This is a genomic window from Bradyrhizobium sp., assembly GCF_049798375.1.
Lineage (GTDB): Bacteria > Pseudomonadota > Alphaproteobacteria > Rhizobiales > Xanthobacteraceae > Bradyrhizobium.
In genome coordinates this window covers 1-4713 of record NZ_JBARGP010000062.1, presented here as the reverse complement: position 1 = coordinate 4713, position 4713 = coordinate 1, and the positions used below count along the sequence as shown (strand labels likewise).

Sequence of the window (4713 nt, the reverse complement as noted above, 5' to 3'; positions counted from 1 at the left end):
CTGGTGGGGCGATTCGGCCGCGGCGATCGCGGTCGCGATCATGATCGCGGCGCTGGGCTTGCGACTCGCGCGCTCCACTGTAGAAACCCTGCTCGACCGCGCGCCGGAAGGTGCGGCGGAGAAGGCCACGGCCGCGATCCGCTCGGTGCCCGGCGTCGTCGACATCGAGCGGCTGCGCGTGCGCATGGTCGGGTCGACCCATTTCGTCGATGCGACCGTGCAGGTTCCACGTACCTTTCCGATCGACCGCGTCGACGAGATCAAGCGCAAGGCGCAGGTCGCGATCGGCTCCAGCCTCATCGGCGCCGATCTCACCTTCACCGCCGTGCCCGTCGCGCTAAGTAACGAGAGCGTGCGCGAGCGCATCATGGTGATCGCGCGCAATTCCGGTCTCGCCATCCACCACGTCACGGTGCACGATCTCGGCGGCAAGCTGATCGTCAGCATCGACCTCGAGGTTGCCAGCGATATGAGCCTGGTCGTGGCGCATGAGATCGCGCAAGACCTGGAGAACAGCATATCCGACGAATTCGGCACCGACGTCGAGGTCGACACCCATATCGAGCCGCTGGAACCGGAGCTGCCGTTCGGCACCGACTCCGCATCAGTTCGGGTGAACGAGATCACGGCGGAGCTGACGCGGCTCGCCGCGGAGACCGAGGTCTACGACATCCACAATGTGCGGGTGCGCGACACCGAGGCGGGTGAGATCGTCAATTTTCACTGCCGCGCCGCACCGTCGATGAGCGTGCACAAGGTGCACGATAACGTCGACCACATCGAACGCGGACTCCGCCGCGCCTTCCCGAGCGTGAAGCGCGTCATCTCGCACGCCGAGCCGCCGCACGCGTGAAGCGCAGAGGTCATCATGTGTTCTCGCTTCGGACTCTATTTGCCCGTATTTCGCCGTCGTAATTCCGCATTGGATAAGATTTCTTTGCACCCCCGGACTCGTTGACTCTCGACACCCCGACGAAACTGGATTCAAATGAACTCATGATTCGGAAGCGGCTGGGGCTCTTTCGAAACTTGAGTATTCACTGAAGTTTTGCGGGGGGTCTACAGCATGGCGCGTGCGCATGCCGCGAGCGCGTGCGTCCAATCTTCTGATTCTATCAAAGGGTTGGCGCAATCGATCGCGAAACCGGCCTATCAAAGGCTACTGACTGCTGAGCCGGTATTGCGTCGTGCTGTCCCTACTTTGATCATCGCCTTCCTGGTCACTATCTGTCTCGGCGCCTTCGTCCAGGTGCTCGACCAGAGCCGCCAGAAGCGCGCCTCCAACAAGCGCGATCTGGCCGCGATCGCAGATCTGCTGGCCGATCGCATCGGCTATCTGGCGATGCGGCCTGACCGCATCAACAACATCGAGCGCTTGCAGAGCCTGCTGCCGGATCTGATCCCGAGCTGGGGCGCGACCCCCGGCCGCCACGTCATCGTCACCGGCGCCGACCACCGTATTCTTGCGAGGGCGCCGATCGATGCCAGCCTCGGCGAGAACGACCGCATCCTCGACCTGATCTCGACGGCGCAATTGCTTGCCACGCCGGGCCTGCAGGGAACCGTCACCGAGATCCTGCTGCCGAACGGCCATGGCGCGCTCGCCATCTCGCAGCTCGTCAAGCCGCTGCCCGGCCGCATCGTCGTGATCCAGGAGAAGGTCGAGCCGATCTGGGGCTCGGATGCCGCGCTGTCGGTGACGCTGTCGGCGACCACAGGCTTCGTCGTCCTGATTCTCGGCTTCGCGTTCCATTGGCAATCGACCCGCGCCCGCGAGGGCGACCTGATCAACGACGCCGTGCGCGGCCGCATCGACACCGCGCTCAATCGCGGCCGCTGCGGCCTGTGGGACTGGGACCTGTCGCGCGGCCGCATCTTCTGGTCGAACTCGATGTTCGCGATGCTCGGCCTCAACAACCGCAGCGACCTCCTGACCTTCGGCGAGGTCAACGCGCTGGTGAAGTCCGACGACATCGACCTGTTCGCGATCGCCGACCAGCTCGTCGCCGGCGAGATCGATCACATCGACCAGACCTTCCGCATGCAGCACACCGACGGCCACTGGATCTGGCTGCGGGTGCGCTGCGAACTCAGCCAGGGTGCCAGCGATGCCGGCTTGCATCTAATCGGCATCGCCGTCGACATCACCGAGCAGAAGAGCCTTGCCGAACGCAGCGTCGAGGCTGACCTGCGGCTGCGCGACGCGATCGAGACCATTCCCGAGGCCTTCGTGCTGTGGGATGCCAGCAACCGCCTGGTGCTCTGCAACTCGCATTTCCAGAAGCTGCACAAGCTGCCGGAGTCGGCCGTGGCCCCAGGCACTTCCTATGAGACCGTGATCGAGGTCGGCAAGATGCCGGAGGTACGCTCGCGGCAGCATGACAACGTCCACCAGATCCCGGGCGCACGCACCTTCGAGGCGCAGCTCGACGACGGCAGCTGGCTGCATATCAGCGAGCGTCGCACCAAGGACGGCGGCTATGTGTCCGTCGGCACCGACATCACCCGCATCAAGGAGCACGAGCAGAAGCTGGTCGACAACGATTTGCGCCTGCGCGCCAACGTGATCGACCTGCAGCGCTCGCAGGCCGCGCTGGAGCGCCAGGCCATCGAGCTCGCCGATCTCGCCGAGAAGTACTCGCAGGAAAAGACCCGCGCCGAGGAAGCCAACCAGACCAAGTCGAAATTCCTCGCCAATATGAGCCACGAGCTGCGCACACCGCTTAATGCCATCATCGGCTTTTCCGAGATCATGGGCAGCGGCATGTTCGGTACGCTCGGCTCCGAGCGCTACCAGGAATACTGCCACGACATCCTCACCTCCGGTCAGTACCTGCTCGACGTCATCAACGACATCCTCGACATGTCCAAGATCGAGGCCGGCCGCATGAAGTTCGACATGGAGCCGCTAGACCTGTCCAAGACGCTCGCGGAATCGCTGCGCGTGGTGTCGGGCCGCGCCCAGGACAAGAGCCTGGTGCTGGACGCCGACATCGCCGGCAACATCCCCGTCGTGGCCGACCGCCGCGCCACCAAGCAGATCCTCGTCAATCTGCTGTCGAACGCGGTGAAGTTCACGCCGGAGGGAGGCCGCATCACGGTCCGCAGCCACACCTTCGAGGACAAGATCGTGCTGGTCATCGCCGACACTGGCATCGGCATCTCGCCGCAGTCGCTGGCCAAGCTCGGACGTCCGTTCGAGCAGGTCGAGAGCCAGATGACCAAGACCTATCACGGCTCGGGCCTGGGGCTCGCGATCGCCCGCTCGCTGGCCCAGCTGCATGGCGGCTCGATGCGGCTCCGCTCCAAGCTCGACGTCGGCACCGTGGTCCGCGTCGTGCTGCCGCGCGACGCCTACAAGGCCACCGCGACGCTGTCGGTGGCAGCGTAGGCCACCGCCCGGCTGACCGGCGATCCAGTATCCTAAGACGATCGTAACTGATCGAGAGGCAGTGGCGTACTGGAACGTCGGCGGGAGCCTGTCATCGGGCTAGTCGAGACAAGACCCGGTGGCGAAGATGACGACAGCCGCCCGATCGTGTCATGACCGCTGCATGCGACAGAGCTATGCGAATGCAGGCGCGGGCGGCCTGTAGACTCGCGGGGCCGCAATACGGTCTAATCGGCGTCGACCCGATCCATTCGCGCGGTTCACATCGCGTCTGCAAATCACGAGGACTGCCATGGACTTCTCCAGCATTTTTGCGCGCGGCGTCGCGCTGGTCGGCGGCGCGGCGCTGCAGTGGCGCAAGCTGCAGGGCGACACGCCGCAGCCCGCCTGGGGCCATCAGCCCGTCATCCCCACCGCCAAGCCACAAGGCGCGCTCCCCACCTTGAAGATGCCGACCGCCAAAGGCTGGAGCGCGGGCCATGTCCCGACGGTTGCGCCCGGGCTGAAGGTCAACGCCTTCGCGACGGGGCTGGACCACCCGCGCTGGATCAACGTGATGCCGAATGGCGACGTCCTGATTGCGGAATCGACGCAGGTCGCAGGTACGCCGAGGAGCATCTTCCACTACGCGATGCAGGCGACGATGCGGCGCGCCGCGGCGCTCGGCGTCAGCGCCAACCGTATCACGCGGCTGCGCGACGACAATGGCGACGGCGTCGCTGAAATCCAGACCACCTTCATGCAGGGGCTGAACCAGCCGTTCGGCATGGCGCTGGTCGGTAACACCTTCTACGTCGGCAACACCGACGGCATTTTTGCATTCCCCTACACCGGTGCCGACAAGATCACCGCCGAGGGACGCCGCCTCACCACCTTCAAGCCTGCCGGGCACTGGACGCGCAGCCTGCTGCCGAGCCCCGATGGCAGCAAGCTCTATGCCGGCGTCGGCTCGCTCACCAACATCGCCGACGAGGGTTTCGAGGTCGAGCAGGGCCGCGCCTGCATCTATGAGCTCGATGTCGCCAGCGGCCAGAGTCGCATCTTCGCCGGCGGCCTGCGTAACGCGGTCGGGCTTGCGTGGGAGCCGAACACCAAGGTGCTGTGGACGGTGGTCAACGAACGCGACGGGCTCGGCGACGAGACGCCGCCGGACTATCTGACCTCGGTGCAGGAGGGCGGTTTCTACGGCTGGCCCTATTGCTATTGGGGTAAGACGGTGGACGACCGCGTGCCGCAGGACCCGGCCATGGTGGCCAAGGCGCTGCAGCCGGACTACGCGCTCGGTGGCCACACCGCTTCGCTCGGCCTGTGCTGGCTGCCGG

The 4713-nt window shown here is 65.2% G+C and carries 3 protein-coding genes; all 3 read left to right on the top strand.

Annotated features, from left to right (window positions below; genetic code table 11):
• The coding region (locus WA702_RS02580; RefSeq protein ID WP_425108960.1) for a cation transporter dimerization domain-containing protein at positions 1 to 853 on the top strand (853 nt) is incomplete at its 5' end.
• A 213-nt stretch (positions 854 to 1066) separates the two neighbouring features.
• Positions 1067 to 3391: a PAS domain-containing sensor histidine kinase gene (locus tag WA702_RS02575; RefSeq protein WP_425108959.1), complete on the top strand. Its 2325-nt coding sequence runs from the start codon at positions 1067 to 1069 to the stop codon at positions 3389 to 3391.
• 292 nt (positions 3392 to 3683) lie between these two features.
• Positions 3684 to 4713 (top strand): PQQ-dependent sugar dehydrogenase (locus WA702_RS02570; protein WP_425108958.1); only part of this gene is annotated, 1030 nt, incomplete at its 3' end.

Bases quoted from the DNA above. Each gene is read 5' to 3' on its own strand.
- WA702_RS02575 (WP_425108959.1), top strand. From the start codon at position 1,067: ATGGCGCGTGCGCATGCCGCGAGCGCGTGCGTCCAATCTTCTGATTCT.